The organism is Brevundimonas vancanneytii, assembly GCF_901421975.1.
Lineage (GTDB): Bacteria > Pseudomonadota > Alphaproteobacteria > Caulobacterales > Caulobacteraceae > Brevundimonas > Brevundimonas diminuta.
Genome location: NZ_LR588407.1, coordinates 2,295,001 through 2,309,418, shown reverse-complemented (window position 1 = coordinate 2,309,418; position 14,418 = coordinate 2,295,001). Strand labels below are relative to the sequence as shown.

General features: G+C 67.6%; 11 protein-coding genes and 2 pseudogenes (1 of these 13 only partly in view). 7 read left to right on the top strand and 6 right to left on the bottom strand.

Features of this window, described 5'->3' with window-relative positions; genetic code table 11:
* Window positions 1-43: 43 nt before the first annotated feature.
* Both FGL25_RS18000 and FGL25_RS11465 read right to left on the bottom strand, forming a co-directional pair.
* Window positions 44-1,230: pseudogene (locus FGL25_RS18000) on the bottom strand (vWA domain-containing protein).
* A 21-nt stretch (window positions 1,231-1,251) separates the two neighbouring features.
* Complete coding sequence (locus tag FGL25_RS11465; RefSeq protein WP_040344422.1) at window positions 1,252-1,779, bottom strand: GNAT family N-acetyltransferase; 528 nt, start codon at window positions 1,777-1,779, stop codon at window positions 1,252-1,254.
* A gap of 236 nt (window positions 1,780-2,015) precedes the next feature.
* Between FGL25_RS11465 and FGL25_RS11460 the strand changes: the two are divergent.
* The 5 genes and pseudogenes from FGL25_RS11460 (at window position 2,016) to dxs (ending at window position 6,214) form a co-directional block, all read left to right on the top strand.
* Window positions 2,016-2,655 (top strand): annotated as a pseudogene (locus tag FGL25_RS11460) (histidine phosphatase family protein).
* 60 nt (window positions 2,656-2,715) lie between these two features.
* Window positions 2,716-2,973, top strand: coding sequence for an exodeoxyribonuclease VII small subunit (locus FGL25_RS11455; protein ID WP_040344421.1), 258 nt, complete (start codon window positions 2,716-2,718; stop codon window positions 2,971-2,973).
* Window positions 2,973-3,329 carry a tRNA-binding protein gene (locus FGL25_RS11450; RefSeq protein ID WP_003163509.1) on the top strand — a complete coding sequence of 119 codons (357 nt, stop codon included), beginning with the start codon at window positions 2,973-2,975 and terminating at the stop codon, window positions 3,327-3,329. Before FGL25_RS11455 ends, FGL25_RS11450 begins: the two co-directional genes overlap by 1 nt.
* A 2-nt stretch (window positions 3,330-3,331) precedes the next feature.
* Window positions 3,332-4,237 carry a polyprenyl synthetase family protein gene (locus tag FGL25_RS11445; RefSeq protein ID WP_046651608.1) on the top strand — a complete coding sequence of 302 codons (906 nt, stop codon included), beginning with the start codon at window positions 3,332-3,334 and terminating at the stop codon, window positions 4,235-4,237.
* 66 nt (window positions 4,238-4,303) lie between these two features.
* Complete coding sequence (gene dxs, locus FGL25_RS11440; RefSeq protein ID WP_138141742.1) at window positions 4,304-6,214, top strand: 1-deoxy-D-xylulose-5-phosphate synthase; 1,911 nt, start codon at window positions 4,304-4,306, stop codon at window positions 6,212-6,214.
* A 335-nt stretch (window positions 6,215-6,549) separates the two neighbouring features.
* Here dxs and FGL25_RS11435 read toward each other — a convergent pair whose 3' ends face one another.
* Window positions 6,550-7,329 carry a PhoH family protein gene (locus FGL25_RS11435; RefSeq protein ID WP_088412108.1) on the bottom strand — a complete coding sequence of 260 codons (780 nt, stop codon included), beginning with the start codon at window positions 7,327-7,329 and terminating at the stop codon, window positions 6,550-6,552.
* 299 nt (window positions 7,330-7,628) lie between these two features.
* Between FGL25_RS11435 and FGL25_RS11430 the strand changes: the two genes are divergently transcribed.
* The gene (locus FGL25_RS11430; protein ID WP_040344420.1) at window positions 7,629-8,159 is read left to right on the top strand and encodes a gamma carbonic anhydrase family protein; all 531 of its coding nucleotides are present in this window, start codon (window positions 7,629-7,631) and stop codon (window positions 8,157-8,159) included.
* Between the two features lie 168 nt (window positions 8,160-8,327).
* Window positions 8,328-9,257, top strand: a complete 930-nt coding sequence (locus FGL25_RS11425; RefSeq protein WP_252970273.1) for a hypothetical protein — start codon at window positions 8,328-8,330, stop codon at window positions 9,255-9,257.
* A 126-nt stretch (window positions 9,258-9,383) separates the two neighbouring features.
* On the opposite strand, the gene FGL25_RS11420 is transcribed toward FGL25_RS11425, so the two are convergent.
* The 3 genes from FGL25_RS11420 to hfaB all read right to left on the bottom strand — a co-directional run.
* Window positions 9,384-12,263, bottom strand: a complete 2,880-nt coding sequence (locus FGL25_RS11420; RefSeq protein WP_138141741.1) for a M16 family metallopeptidase — start codon at window positions 12,261-12,263, stop codon at window positions 9,384-9,386.
* A 138-nt stretch (window positions 12,264-12,401) separates the two neighbouring features.
* Window positions 12,402-13,655 carry a holdfast anchor protein HfaD gene (hfaD, locus tag FGL25_RS11415; protein WP_138141740.1) on the bottom strand — a complete coding sequence of 418 codons (1,254 nt, stop codon included), beginning with the start codon at window positions 13,653-13,655 and terminating at the stop codon, window positions 12,402-12,404.
* On the bottom strand, window positions 13,582-14,418 hold the 3' portion of the coding sequence (gene hfaB / locus FGL25_RS11410; RefSeq protein WP_003163501.1) for a holdfast anchoring protein HfaB. It continues 183 nt past the right edge of the window; only the last 837 of its 1,020 coding nucleotides appear in the window; its start codon lies beyond the right edge, outside the window — the gene reads right to left on this strand; its stop codon occupies window positions 13,582-13,584. The genes hfaD and hfaB overlap by 74 nt, the downstream gene beginning before the upstream one ends.

The window sequence follows — 14,418 nt, the reverse complement described above, 5'->3', positions numbered from 1 at the left end:
CGGCATCCTGTCTGCCTTCGGGCTTCTCACCGTCAACTAGGGCTTAGCGCGCCAGCGTCCGCACGGCTCGTTCCAGGCCTTCCAGCGTCAGGGGGAACATGCGGTGCTCCATCACCTCGCCGATCAGGCTGACTGAGGGGGTGTAGCTCCAGTGGCGCTCTGGCACCGGGTTCAGCCAGACCGACTTGTCCCATTGTTCGCGGGCGCGTTTCAGCCAGACGGCGCCGGCTTCCTCGTTCCAGTGCTCGGACCGAGCCGCCCGGGCATGGTCACTTCATAGGGCGACATGGTCGCGTCGCCGACGAAGATGGCGCGCCAGTCGCCGGGGTATTTGTGGATCAGATCCCAGGTGGGGATGCGTTCGCTGTGGCGGCGCCGGTTGTCCTTCACACCCCTTCGTAGAGGCAGTTGTGGAAGTAGAAGAACTCCAGGTTCTTGAACTCGGTCCGCGCGGCCGAGAACAGCTCTTCACACAGCTGGATATGGCCGTCCATCGAGCCGCCGACGTCGAGGAACAGCAACACCTTGATCGTATTGCGCCGCTCGGGCCGCATGTGGATGTCCAGCCAGCCCTGACGCGCCGTGCCGTCGATGGTGCCGTCGATGTCCAGTTCCTCGGCCGCGCCCTCGCGGGCGAAGCGGCGCAGGCGGCGCAAGCGCCACCTTGATGTTGCGCGTGCCCAGTTCGACCGTGTCGTCCCAGGTTTCCTGTATTCGCGCTTCTCCCAGACCTTGACCGCGCGGCCGTGACGTCCGGCTCCGCCGATGCGGACGCCCTCGGGGTTGTAGCCGCCGTGGCCGAAGGGGCTGGTTCCGCCCGTGCCGATCCAGCGGTTGCCCGCCCTGATGGCGCTCCTTCTGTTCCTCGAGCCGTTGCTTCAGCGTCTCCATCAGCTGCTCGAAACCGCCGAGGGCCTCGATCTGGGCCTTTTCCTCGTCGGTCAGGTATTTTTCGGTCAGCAGGCGCAGCCAGTCCTCGGGGATGTCGGCGGTGATCTCTTCGCCGGGGGCTGACGCCCTCCAGTCCCTTGAACACCTTGCCGAAGACCTGATCGAAGCGGTCGTAATGCTTCTCGTCCTTGACCAGGACGGCGCGCGGACAGGTGATAGAAGGCTTCGACGTCCGCGGCCCGCCACGCCCTTGTCCATGGCCTCCATCAGATGGAGCCATTCCTTGAGCGACACAGGCACCTTGGCCTCGCGCAAGGCGGTGAAGAAGGGCAGAAGCATGGGCTTAAGACTGGCCCCGGCCTAGCCGCGCCGCAAGATGAACTCGTCGTCCATCCAGGCGCCGACCGGATACTGATACTCGCCCGCCTTTTCGAAGCCGTAGGCGGCGTACAGCTTCTGCGCCTTCAGATTGCCGCTCCAGACGCCGATCCACAGGGGGCCGTCGGAGTGGGCCTCCATCCAGTCCAGCGAGATCTTCAGCAGTTTCGTGCCCAGGCCCAGCCCCTGCGCCTGCTTGCCGACGTAGAGGCGGCGCAGCTCGGCGTGGCTGGCGCGGCCGTCGGGGTGGGGCAGGGTGTTCGGCCCGGCGTTGGCGAAAGCCAGCAGTTCGCCCTCGCGCTCGGCCACCCACCAGGCGGCGCCGGGCTCGGCCAGCTTCTTGGTGATGGCCTCGGCGTTGAAGCTGGCGTCCAGGAACATGGTCAGATCGGCGGTCGGATAGGGGATGCCGAAGCCGGTGACGAAGGTGTCGATGAAGGTCTGGCGTCCCAGCACGGCCAGGGCGGCGGCGTCATCGGGGCGGGCGGGACGGATCACGGGTTCGCTCATTCTTCGACGCATAGCGCCGCGCGGAGGCCGGGTGAAGGCGCGTCGGGACGCTCCGCGCCCTGTTCATTGCAACCTCGTCATCTTTGCGTGGTTGCAGGGGCGCGCGGCGGAAGCTACCACCTTTGTCCAAGGTGCGCTGTTCGCGGCGCACGCCAATGCTGGGATCGGGGAGGTAAAGGGACGCCAAGGCCTTGGTTTCACAGGCTGATCCCCGTGCTATGACTTCTCCTGCACTCATGACTCATTCCGAATCCGCAGTTCAGACGCCGGTTGCGGCCGCCGGCTCCGCCGAGTCGGAGACCGCCTATGGCGCGATCACCCTGGCGCGCCATGGCGAGCCGGCGCTGTCGCGCAAATGCATGATCACCTCGGACCAGTATCGCGACTGGTGGGGGCGTTATGAGATCGGCGGCCTGCGTGCAGGTCAGACGCCGCCCCAGGCCCTGCTGAGCACGGCCGAGGGCGCCGGGGCGATCTACGCCTCCACCCGGCCGCGCGCGCAGGAAACCGCCCGCGCCGTCGCGCCGGGCCGCGACGTCCTGGTCGACGCCCTGTTCATCGAGGCCCCCCTGCCGCCGCCGCATTTTCCGGCCTGGATCAAGCTGTCGCCTCGCTACTGGGGCGTGATCTCGCGCATCTGGTGGCACGCCTTCAACCACCACGAGGGCCAGGAGACCCGCGCCGAGGCCGAGGTCCGCGCCGACCAGGCCGCGCGCGTCCTGATCGCTCGCGCCTCGGAAGGCCATGACGTGCTGGTGCTGGGCGCACGGCTATTTCAACCACATGGTCGGCCAGCGGCTGAAGGCGCACGGCTGGCGTCTGGCCCACAACCAGGGCTTCAAATACTGGTCCCAGCGCCGTTTCGTGAAGCGCTGACGTCGCGGCGTCAGGAAGGCCGTTGAAGCGGCGCGCCTGCCTCTCTAGGTTGCGCCCATCATGACTGACGCATCCGCTTCCCCCGCCGTGCCCGCCGATCTCAGCTTCGAGGACGCCCTGTCGCGTCTGGAGGGCATCGTTTCGCGCCTGGAATCGGGTCAGGCGCCGCTTGAGGAGTCCATCGCCCTGTACGAAGAGGGCGCGCGGCTGAAGGCTCACTGCGAGGCGCGGCTGAAGGCCGCCCAACTGCGGGTCGAGAAGATCGTCGTCGGCGCCGACGGCCAGGCCAAGGGCGTCGAACCGGCCGAGTTCGGCTGATGTCCGGTTCCGAAATCGCGCCGCAGATCGGCTTCGACGACTTCATGAAGGTGGACGTTCGCGTCGGCCGGATCATCAAGGCCGAGCCGTTCCCCGAGGCCCGCAAGCCCGCCTATAAGCTGACCATCGACTTCGGCGAGGCGATCGGCGTCAAGAAGTCCTCGGCCCAGATCACCCATCACTACACCCTGGACGAGCTGCACGGCCGCAAGGTCGCCGCCGTCGTCAACTTCCCGCCGCGCCAGATCGGGCCGGTGATGTCCGAGGTGCTGACGCTCGGCTTCCCGGACGCGGAAGGGAACGTCGTCCTGGCCGGCGTCGACCGCGACCTGCCGCTGGGCGGGAGGCTGTTTTGACCATGCTCGCCGCCAATTCGCCGGAACAGGCCGTCATCGACCGCGTGGCCGAGATCGCCGATCTGGTCACTGTCGCCCTGGACCAGTTGCTGCCGCGCGCCGACGGACCGGAAGCGCGCCTGACCGAGGCCATGCGCTATGCCGCCCTGGGGCCGGGCAAGCGGCTGCGTCCCTTCTTCGCCATCGAGGCGGGGCGGATGCTGGAGGTCGAGGAGCGCGCGGCCCTGCGCGCCGCCTGCGCCCTGGAATGCGTCCACGCCTATTCTCTGGTGCACGACGACCTGCCGGCGATGGACGACGACGACGTGCGTCGCGGCCGTCCGACCCTGCACATCGCCTATGATGAGGCGACGGCCATCCTGGCGGGCGATGCGCTTCAGACCGCCGCCTTCGACATCATCCTGGACGAGGACACCCACGACGATGCGGCCGTGCGCTGCGAACTGGCGCGGCGTCTGTCCTTCGCCTCGGGCGCGCGCGGCATGGCGGGCGGCCAGATGATCGACCTGATGGGGGTGCGCGACGATCTGGGCGGCGTGGCCCGGATGCAGCGTCTGAAGACAGGCGCCCTGTTCGCCTACGCCTTCGAGATCCCGCTGATCATCGCCGACGCCAACGAAGCGGCCTGGCACGCCCTGACCAGCTTCGCCCACGACATCGGCCTGGCCTATCAGATCGTCGACGATGTTCTGGACGCCGAAGGTTCGGCCGAGGAAATGGGCAAGGCCGCGGGCGGCAAGGACGCGGCCCTGGGCAAGACCAACTTCGTCACCCTGCTGGGCGTCGATGCGGCGCGACAGAGGGTCGCGCATCTGGCCGATCAGGCTCGCTCGCACCTTGACCTGTTCGGTCATGAGGCCGAAATCCTCAAGGCCAGCGTGGACTTTGTGCTTAAACGCCGGTCCTGATAGGAAACGCGCCCGCCCTCAGCGGGTTACTGTTGACGCTCCGTCGTCTGAAGGCCCCCGATCCCCATGCCCCACACCCCGCTTCTCGACACCGTCAAGTTTCCCGCCGACACGCGGGGCTTCGACATCGCCCAGCTGAAACAGCTGGCGGACGAGGTGCGGGCTGAGACCATCGACGCCGTGTCGGTGACGGGCGGGCACCTGGGCGCGGGTCTGGGCGTGGTCGAACTGACGGTCGCCCTGCACCACGTCTTCGAGACGCCGCAGGACATCCTGATCTGGGACGTCGGCCACCAGTGCTATCCGCACAAGATCCTGACCGGGCGGCGCGACCGGATGCGCACCCTGCGTCAGGGCGGCGGCCTGTCGGGCTTCACCAAGCGCTCCGAGAGCGAATACGACCCCTTCGGCGCGGCTCACGCCTCGACCTCCATCTCGGCGGCGCTGGGCTTCGCCGCCGCGCGGGACGCCAAGGGCGGGAACAACCGGGTCGTGGCCGTCATCGGCGACGGCTCCATGTCTGCGGGCATGGCCTATGAGGCGATGAACAACGCCGCCGAGGCCACCAGCGGCCAACTGATGGTGGTGCTGAACGACAACGACATGTCGATCGCCCCGCCCGTCGGCGGCATGAGCGCCTATCTGGCCAAACAGGTCTCGGGCGGCGCCTATCAGAACATCCGCAAGGTCGGGAAGAAGTTCGTCGACCACATGCCGCGCCCCTTCCGCGACGCCGCGCGCAAGGCCGAGGAATACGCCCGCGGCATGATCGTCGGCGGCACCCTGTTCGAGGAGCTGGGCTTCTATTACGTCGGGCCGATCGACGGTCACGACATGGAGAATCTGGTCCCTATCCTCAAGAATGCGGCGGCCATCACCGACCGTCCGGTGCTGGTCCACGTCGTCACCCAGAAAGGCAAGGGCTACGCCCCGGCCGAGAGCAGCGCCGACAAGCTGCACGCGGTGGTCAAGTTCGACGTGGTTTCGGGCAAGCAGGCCAAGGCCGTCTCCAACGCCCCCAGCTACACCAAGGTTTTCGGGACTGAGCTGATCAAGCACGCTCAGGCCGACCCGACCATTATGGCCATCACCGCCGCCATGCCGTCCGGCACCGGGCTGGACCTGTTCGGTCAGGCCTTCCCCGATCGCACCTTCGACGTCGGCATCGCCGAGCAGCACGCCGTGACCTTCGCCGCCGGCCTGGCCGCCGATGGGATGAAGCCGGTCTGCGCCCTCTATTCGACCTTCCTGCAGCGCGGCTACGACCAGGTCGTCCACGACGTGGCGATCCAGTCCCTGCCGGTGCGCTTCGCCATGGACCGCGCTGGTCTGGTGGGCGCCGACGGCTCGACCCACGCGGGGTCGTTCGACATCGGCTATATGGGCGCCCTGCCGGGCATGGTGCTGATGGCCGCCTCGGACGAGGCCGAACTGGCGGCGATGATCTCGACCTCGCTGGCCATCGACGACCGCCCCAGCGCCTTCCGCTATCCGCGCGGCGAGGGCGTGGGCGTCGACATCCCTGAACTGGCCGCCCCGCTGGAGATCGGCAAGGGCCGCATCGTTCGCGAAGGCACATCGGTCGCCATCCTGTCGCTGGGCACCCGCCTGCAGGAAGCGCTGAAGGCCGCCGACATGCTGGCCGCCAAGGGCGTCTCGGCCACCGTCGCCGACGCCCGCTTCGCCAAGCCGCTGGACGCCGACCTGATCCTGCGTCTGGCGCGCGAGCATGAGGCGCTGATCACGGTGGAAGAGGGCGCCATGGGCGGCTTCGGCGCCTTCGTGCTTCAGTTGTTGGCCGAGAAAGGGGCGCTGGACGGCGGGCTCAAGATTCGCACTCTGCACCTGCCCGACATCTTCCAGGATCAGGACAAGCCCGAGGTCATGTACGCCCAGGCCGGTCTGAACGCCGAACACATCGCCGCCGCCGCCGTGACGGCGCTGGGCGTCGACGCCAGCCGGGCCGTTAGGGCGTAGGACGTTCTTCCTTCTCCCCTTGTGGGAGAAGGTGGCCCGTCAGGGCCGGATGAGGGGTCTCTCCGAAATCTAATGAAGGGCTGCGAGGCGGACGTCGCGCAACCCCTCATCCGTCAGGCTTCGCCTGCCACCTTCTCCCGCAAGGGGAGATGGACAAGGAGCACAATACCCCGATCATGCCCGCCGCCAGCGGAGATGCACGGTGTCGCTGAATCACAATCGACCATCCCCTCTCGGCGCCTGTGCTAGACTGCATCCGGGCCGAGAGGGGATTTCAGACGATTCAGACGAATTGGACTCTATTTTTTCCTTCTCTCATCAGAGAAGGGCGAGGGTCACAGCACTCCGATCATGCTGGCAACCAGCGGGTGACGCACGATGTCGCGTTCGGCCAGTCGGACGACGGCTATTTCGGGCACGGCTTCAAGTCTGTCGGCGATGTCCGACAGGCCCGATACGCCCGGCAGCAGGTCCGACTGGTGCGGGTCGCCCGTGACCACCATGGTCGAGTGCCAGCCCAGACGGGTCAGCAGCATCTTCAGCTGGACGTAGGTGCAATTCTGCGCCTCATCCACGACGATGAAGGCGTTGTTCAGCGTGCGGCCGCGCATATAGCCGATGGGGGCGATCTCGATCAGGCCCTCGGCCATCAGGGCCTTGACCCGTTTCATGGACAGACGGTCCGACAGGGCGTCGTAGAGCGGCCGCAGGTAGGGGGCCAGCTTGTCCTCCATGTCGCCGGGCAGGAAACCGATCGACTCCCCGGCCTCGACGGCCGGGCGGCTCAGGACGATGCGGCCGACCTTGCCCGCCTCCAGCGCCTCGACCGCCTTGGCGACGGCCAGATAGGTCTTGCCCGTGCCCGCCGGCCCCAGCGCCAGCACCAGATTGGCGTGATCGACGGCCTCCATCAGTTCGGCCTGGCCGTCCGACTTGGGCTTCAGCGTCTTCATATAGCCCTGGTCCCGCTCGTCGTTCGACGGCACGGGCGACCAGCCGCCGACGCGGGCGGGCAATCGCCGCACCTTGGCGTCCTGAATGAATTCGGGCGAATCCAGCACGCCTTCGCGCAGCTGACGCTTGATGGCCGATCGTTTGCTCATGGACGCCTCCAGGGCATGAAAAAAGGCGAGCCCGGCTGGGTCTCGCCTCGGTCGTCGGTGGGGGAGGTGGGGGCCGAAGTCGCGCAGCCGTCCCGAACGGTCGCAGGGTCTTCGCCGCAGCAGGTGCGTCGCCGTCCCCGAACTGGTCGCGAACACGCCAAGCGCATTCTCCAGCGTCTGACCGGACCGGGCTTGATCCGGCTTCGGATCCGGGGGCGAATGGAGCCTGCCGAATCGCATCAACAGTCTGATGCTAACGTGGTTTCCGAAGGGTTAAAGCCTTCATTTTGAGAAGAATAGGCGGTGTGCGGATGAGTGTTTACAGTCTGGGCGACAGCAAGCCTCAGCTTCCGCCGGAGGGCGAATACTGGATCGCGCCGAATGCAACCGTTCTAGGGAACGTGATTCTGCATCCGGGCGCCAGCATCTGGTTCAACGCCGTGCTGCGTGGCGACAACGACCCCATCGTCATCGGGGCGGACACGAATATTCAGGATGGCGGCATCCTGCATACTGACGTCGGCTCTCCCCTGACCATCGGCGCCGGGGTGACGGTGGGGCATAAGGTGATGCTGCACGGCTGCGAGATCGGCGACAACAGCCTGATCGGCATTGGCGCGGTCATTCTGAACGGGGCGCGCATCGGGAAGAACTGCCTGATCGGCGCCAACGCCCTGATCACCGAAGGCAAGGTCATTCCCGACAACAGCCTGGTCATGGGCCAGCCCGGCAAGGTGGTCCGGGAATTGGAAGAGGGGCAGATCGAGGCGCTGCGTCTCTCGGCCCAGCACTATGTGCAGAACTGGCGTCGTTATGCGGGCGGGTTGAAACGTCTCGACTGATCCGCCGCCCCACAATGGCACGGCTCACAATGAGACAGGCGGCCCCTTAGGCGAGGCGGTATGGCGCAAACTCGCCTTAAGGGGGATGAAACCGCCCAATGTCGGACGCTTGAAACGGCCCGGCGCTTGCATCGCCCCTGCTGACGATCAATGCAGGAGTCCGATCCCATGCGGGTAGGGATTACGAAAATGCTGGCGGGCGCCGTGGCCTTTGTGGGGCTGATGGCGGTCGCTGACGCCGCTGCGGCGCAGTGCGGGCCTTCGAGCTGCCTGCCGCCTCCGCCGCCCAACCCTCCGATCTTGCCGCCTTCGCCGCCGATCACCCCGCCGGTGACGCCGCCGGGCGGGGGGTGCGGCCCCAGCGGCTGTCTGCCGCCGCGTCCGCCGGTGACGCCGCCGTGCGCCGGCGGCGGCTGCCTGCCGCCTCCGCCCCCTCCGTGCTGCGGCTCGGGCGGCGGCAATGTGAACGTCAACGTGAACGTCAATGCGAACGCCAGCGCCAACGCCTCGGCGCGCGCCTGGGCCGGATCGCGAGCAGGCTCGACGGTCATCGTCGCGGGCGGCGGCGGCGCTTACTTCAACGTCGATCAGCCCTATCCGACCACCATCCAGGGCCTGAACGTCCAGGGCGGGATGCAGTCGGTGCGCGTGCCCTTCACCGCCACGCGCCGCATCGAAAAGCAGGTCGTGCTGCAGGCCGTCTGCATCGACGACCGCAATGTGCCGCACCCCGCGTCCCAGGTGACGCCGGGCCGCGACGTCGCCAACAGCTATGACGGCGAACTGTATCGCTGCCTGGCGGGCACGAAGCTGCAGTGGACCATCAGCGACGCCGAAGGCGCGCCGGGCGAGACCGTGGCCTGCAACAAGGGCGACGCCCTGTGGCACGGCGCGGGCGGGCGTCTGGAATGCCGTCCTGAAAAGCAGGCGCGTCAATGCAACGAGCGTTCGCTGCTGCGTCGCTACGGCGCCGGCGTGAAGGTGCTGACCATGATGCGCGAAGAGACCTACACCGAGTATCGCGAGGAAATGGTCGAGGGCGCGGCGTCCACGGGCATGATCATGATGGACGGCGGGGTCGGCGGCCGGGTTTTCTGAACCGGCTGTTCAGCCTGGCGACAGGCGTAGACGCCTAAGGTCCAGGCATCGACTCTCCGTCGATAGGCCTAAATGACTGGGCCCCGTTCCTTGCGGAACGGGGCCCTTTCTTCGTCTAAGGCCGTCTTACTGCGCGGCGCTGGCCGAGACGACCTCGGCCTTCCACGCCGTGTCCGGCTTCAGATACTGACGCGCGGCCGCCTGGATGTCGGCGGCGGTGAAGGATTCCAGGTCGCTGATGTGCGTCTGGATCTGCTCCAGGGAGGCGGGCTTGGCGGCCAGATCCTCCAGTTGGCCCAGCCAGTATTCGTTGCCGGCCTGGCTGCGGCGCAGGGACTCGATCACCGGCAGGCGGGCGCGGTTCAGCTCGTCCTCGCTGACCGGCTTGTCGCGCAGGTCGGCGATGATGGCGTCGACGGCGCTGAAGAAGGCGCCGAACTTCTCGGGCGCCGTGTCGGCCGTGATCGAGATGGAGCCATAGCCCTGGAACACGTCGGACGCCGAGGCGCGGACGCTGGGCGAATAGGCCAGGGCCTGTTTCTCGCGGATTTCGTCCAGGACGCGCAGCTTCAGCACCTCGGCCAGGATGGCGGCACGGCGCGACTCGGTGCGGTCGTTGACCGCATCCGTGGTCGGCCAGGCGATATAGGCCAGTCCCTGCTCGGCCGGACCTGCGTGGGTCAGGCGGATCGGCTGGGCCGTCGGCGCCGGGAAGCGGCGCTGATCCGAACCGGCCGTCGGCTGGGCGGCCGGAGCGCGGGCGGGCAGGGCGGCGAAGGTCGAGGCGACCGAGGCGACGGCGTCCTCGACCTTCACGTCGCCGACCATGACGATGTCGATCGGGCCGGAAGCGAGGCCCTGAACCACGCCTTGCTTCAGCTCATCCAGGGTGAAGGCCGCGATTTCCTGCGGCGAGGGCATGGATTCGCGCTTGTCGCCGCTGGCCAGCAGGCCGCTGGCCTGAAGGCTGAAGGCGCCGCTGGGGGTCGCCATCTGCTGAGCCATGAACTGCGGCAGGACGGCCTTGATCTGCTCAAACGGCGCCGGGCGCAGGCCCGGATCGGTCAGATAGGCGGCCAGCACCTGCATCTGCAGTTGCAGATCGGCCGGGCGAGTGGCGCCCGACAACTGATAGGCGTCGCCGTCGATGGCGAAGCCTGCGCCGTAGATCTTGCCGGTCAGGACGCGGTTCAACTCGTCCGCCGTCAGCTTGCCCAGACCGCCTGCCGTGAAGACCATCGGGGCGAGGGACTCGGAGGTGAAGCGGTCGGTCGGCAGACCCATTTCGCCGATGCCGGTACGGACCGAGATCAGGATCTGCTGATCCTTGAAGGCGGTGGGCTTGACGGTCAGACGCACGCCGTTGGGGAAGGTGACGACGGTGGCGCCGACCGCGGCGACTTCGGTGGTCGAGGCTGGCGTGGCGGCGGCGCCGAAGTCGGCGTAGGGCCATTCCAGTTCGACCTGGGCGGCCGGGGCGGTCACGGGGGTGGCGCGGCTGGCTTCCAGCAGGGCGGTGACGCCCGCCTCGCCGCCCTCGATCGGTTCGGGCGTGATGACCAGGGCAAGCGGGCCCTGACCTTCAAAGGCGCGCTTGACCTCGGCGCTGACCTGTTCCGCCTTGAGATCCTTCACCGCGGCCTCGAACAGGGCCAGGTCAGTGGCGGGCGCTGAGAACACCTTGTCGTCGTTGGCGGCGCCCAGCAGGGCGTTGGCCAAAGCCGGGGTGCTGCGCGTCGCTGCGGCCTGAACGGCGTTTTCCAGCGCCGTGCGCGTATTGGCGACTTCGCGATCCAGTTCGACTTGCGAGACGCCGAACTGCACCAGGCGGCGCTGTTCCTGCTCGATGGTCTCCAGCGCGCGCTTGATGCCGCCGGGGTTGAAGGCGGCCGAGACGCTGCCGAGGTCCAGGGTCTTGAACAGAGTCCCCTGGCCGCCGCCGGCGCCGATGAAGGGCGGGTTGTCGGCGCGGGCCAGTTCGCCCAGGCGACGGTTCAGCACGGCCATGCCCAGGTTCTGCAGCAGCGCGTCGCGACGTTGTGCGGCGGTGTCGGGATCAAGATCGGGGTTGCGGATCCAGTTCAACTGGACCGAGGACTGCACGCCCGGCTCGACCAGGATGCGGGTCTCGGGCTGGCGCGGGGCGACCTGTCCCAAATCGGGCTCGGGACCGTCGGCGGCCTTGGGCGTCCAGTCCGAGAAGGTCGCCTTGATCTTGGCTTCCATCTGATCGACGTCGAAGTCGCCGACCGCGATCATGGTGGCGCGCTCGGGGCGGTAATAGGCTTCGTAGAACTCGACGAATCGCTCGCGCGGGGCGCTGCGGATGATGCTGAGGTCGCCGATCGGCAGACGGTTCGACAGACGCTGGCCGGGCGCCAGCAGGGCGATCTGCGCCTTCAGCGAGCGCAGGGCGGGGGTATTGCGCAGGCGCTCTTCACCCTCGATCACGCCGCGTTCGGCGTCGATGTCTTCCGCCTTCATCAGGGCTTCGGAGACCTGTTCGCGCATGATCCGCAGCGAGGTGTCGACGGTCTCGTCGTTGGTGCGCGGCAGCTCCAGCGTATAGGCGGTCTGGTCGAAGCTGGTGAAGGCGTTGGTGTCGGCGCCGAAGGCCAGGCCCAGGCGTTCCAGAATCCGCAGCAGCTCGTTTTCAGGCACGTTCGTCGTGCCGTTGAAGGCCATGTGCTCCATGAAGTGAGCGAGGCCCAGCTGGTCTTCGTTCTCCATCAGCGAACCGGCCGCGATCCGCAGGCGCAGCGACGCCTGACCGGGCGGGGTGGCGTTCTTCAGGATGGCGTAGCGCATGCCGTTGGGCAGGACGCCGAAGCGCACAGCCGCGTCGGCGGGAATGTCGCTGGCCGCCTGGGCCCAGGGCCTGGAAGATTGGGCGTCCTGCGTCGCGACCGCTGACGGCGGGGTCAGGGCGACGGCGGGAAGCGCGGCTCCGCCCATCAGGGCGAGGCTGGACGCGGCAAGCAGGAGCAGGCGGCGAGGGGATCGCATTCAGTAGTCTCCGCGACGTGCGAGCGGGCGGCCCCCGGGACTGATTGCGGCCCTGCACGTAAGACAGGCGCGAAGCTTCTTCAGCCTCGCGCCTGTTCACGGTGACAAACGAGCTTGACTACCTCAAGTTACCGAAAGTTAATTTCCCGGATTGGTGACGTAGAAGCTCGCCGTGTTGCCGACGGCGTTGGCGCCCGCGACGACGTTGCGGCCCCAGCCGTTGATGTTGGTCGTCGCCGTCGCCCGCACGTCGCCCATGTTGGTCTGGCTGTTGCGCACGTTCAGGTCGCTGCCGCAGGTCGAGCAGCCGAAGCCGGTGACGGCGTTGCCCGCCGCATTGGCGCCGACGTAGGCGTCGTAACCGTTCTGACCCGTGAAACCGGCGCTGGCGGTGACGCCGCCGGTGTTCATCTGGGTGTTGTCGATGCTGACATAGATGTCGTTGTTGCCCGCATGAACCTCATTGCCCACGGCCTCGGCCGTCGAATGAGCGGCGCCGAAGTCATAGGAGCTGAGCTCGGTGCGCGACAGCACTTCCGCCGCGTTCTGCTGATCCACATCCACGACCAGCGAACCGCCCTGGTTGTAGAAGGCGGCCTGGTTGGAGGCGGCGCGGCTGCGCGCGGCGATGTCCCAGGCGTTGCCCGCCCACACGCCGGTCCAGGCGGTGACGCCGGCGCCCGAGGCGTTCTGGCTGACCGACAGGTTCTGGTGCGAGTTCGGCGTCGAGGTCGCCTGCACGGCGTTGGCCGAAGCCTGACTGCTGAAGACGGCCGGCGCCGGGGCGTAGGTGAAACGGGCTTCGTTCTCGGCGTAGATTTCGCCGGTCGAGTTCTGATCGGTGCGGCCGGTGACGGCGCCGCGCTGTTCGCCCGTGCCGCTTGCGCCCAGGGCGACGGTGTTGCCGATGGCGTCGGCCGAGACATGGCCGCCGTAGTTCAGGCGAGCGCCGGTCTCCACGATCTGGCTGCGCGCCGTGACGTCGCCGTTCAGATTCTGACCGGCGTCGACGTCGATGCCCGTGTTGACCGCGGTCCCGGCCAGATAGTTGCCGCGCGCCTGGGTCACGCTGTTCACATAGCCGGTCTCGCCGCGCAGGGTCAGGGAGGTGTCCGCCACGGCGGCGCCCTGCATGTCCTGGGTCGAGCGGATGTCGGCGGCGCGGCCGTCGGCGCCGCCGGACAGGGCGTTGCCCATGGCGGCGTTCGACACGGCGACGTTGTCGCTGACGTTGACGACGTTCAGGCGTTGACCGCTGATGACGTCGCCCAGGTTGAGCTGTTCATTCAGGACTAGCCCGCGATCCTGAGCGGAAGCCTCAGCGGCCGCCGCCACGCACAGCGCTGTCGCGGCGATCGTGCCAGCGAGACGGGTCGGCGCGAGTTTGGCCATTGTTCGTGTCCGTGTTTGCGTAAGCGGGATAGTAGCCGCCGGTGGCGCCGACCGGGCTGTCGCCCAGCGGGTCATTGGCGGGGTTGAGGCAGATTTCCGGGCCGGGGGCGCCGTACAGATTGGCCATGAATTCGACCGTGGCGCGTTCGACGAGGGCGCGAACCGCCAGCTGGACGGGCTCCAGGCCGCTGGTGCCGGCCGAGATGTCGAAGACGTTGCCGTTCAGGAAGTCGAAGACGCCCGCCGACACTTCACGGCCGACGATCTGCTTCTGATAGGAGACGACGTCCACGACCTCGAGGGTGGTGGTCTGCACCAGGCGCAGGTCGATCGCGACGTTCATCACGAACACCTTGCCGGTCAGCAGGCCCGAGCCGCCGTTCTGGCCCACTTCGCCGCCGGCGATGTCGAAGCCGCCCGAGCGGATGTTGTAGTTCACCTCGGTGATGCCGCCGACCACATAGAAGTCCGAGCCCGGCACCTGACCGGCCAGGATGCGGCGGAAGGCGGCGTCCTGGGGCGCGCCGTTCGGCACGTCGTCGCCGATCAGCTTGTTGTTGGCGTAGCGCAGCTCAAGCTCGGACACCGAGGTGTCGTAGCGCTCGACGATGCGGGCGCCGGCTTTCGCCAGGGCGGTGTTGGCCATCAGGGACGCGCCCTGGGTGATCTGGCGGCCGCCGTCCGAGGAGATGGAGCCGGTGTAGTCGCTGATCCGGCCCACCGCCATGCGCGGCGAGGGCAGGTTGTAGCGGCGCGCATAGTC